The following is a 921-nucleotide window of genomic DNA, read 5'->3' as shown; positions in this document are numbered from 1 at the left end:
CTAGGGTCCGTCTTCAAACGGATCTTGCCCAGAGCAGGAGTGACGCGAGACTGACCGCTGCCTCGTATGAGGTGGCGGTCTTGTCGTATCTGGTCGCGATGCCGCGGAAGCCCTTGAGCCGGTTGAAGCAGCGTTCGACGAGGTTGCGCCGGCGGTAGGTTTCCCGGTCGAATCCTGGCGGTCGACCGCCGCGGCTCCCGCGCTGCAGCCGGTGTCGCCGCTGGTCGGCCTTCTCGGGAATGGTGTGCGCGATGCCGCGTCGCCGCAGGTAGGCGCGGAAACCGCGGGAGCTGTAGGCCTTGTCCGCGATGACCTGGTCGGGTCGGCAGCGTGGCCGGCCGAGGCCGCTGCGGGGAACGCGGATACGTTCGAGCAGGATGCGTGCACAGACACTGTCATGGCGCTGGCCCGGCGTGACGAAGAGAGCCAGAGGACGGCCCTTGCCGTCGCAGGCGAGATGGACCTTCGTGGTCAGTCCGCCCCGGGACCGGCCGAGGGCGTGATCGTCCGGTTCGTCCGGCCGGTGCCTCCCCCTTTTCGGCCGGTGGCGGCGGCGTGCTGGTGGGCGCGGACGATGGTGGAGTCGATCTGGACCAGCCAGTCGATGTCCCCGGCGGCGTCCGCCTGGGCCTGGATCTGCTGCAGGGCCCGGGTGAACACGCCGTCGATCGCGTAGCGGCGGAAGCGGGTGTAGACCGTCTGCCAAGGCCCATAGCGTTCGGGCAGGTCACGCCACGAGATGCCGGTGCGGATCTTGTAGACCATCCCGTTGATGACCTGGCGGTCCGACACCCGGGGCCGTCCCGTCGCGGCCCGCGGTATCAGCGGAGCGAGCAACTCCCACTCCCGATCAGTGAGTTCATGGCGGCGTATCACTCCACCATGATCCGTCACCCGATGATCTTTGAAGACGGACCCTAG

The 921-nt window shown here is 68.1% G+C and carries 1 protein-coding gene; it reads right to left on the bottom strand.

What is annotated here, in order from left to right:
* Nucleotides 1-13 precede the first annotated feature (13 nt).
* Nucleotides 14-873, bottom strand: a protein-coding gene (locus IE142_RS34865; protein ID WP_370466451.1) for an IS5 family transposase whose coding sequence is annotated in 2 segments (ribosomal slippage) — nucleotides 14-528 and nucleotides 528-873 — 861 coding nt in all. Because the reading frame shifts where the segments join, the coding sequence is not laid out codon by codon here.
* Between the last annotated feature and the right edge of the window lie 48 nt (nucleotides 874-921).

The organism is Streptomyces mutabilis, from assembly GCF_014649815.1.
Lineage (GTDB): Bacteria > Actinomycetota > Actinomycetes > Streptomycetales > Streptomycetaceae > Streptomyces > Streptomyces mutabilis.
The sequence above is the reverse complement of the archived record's forward strand: the minus strand, read 5'-3'. Positions and strand labels throughout refer to the sequence as shown.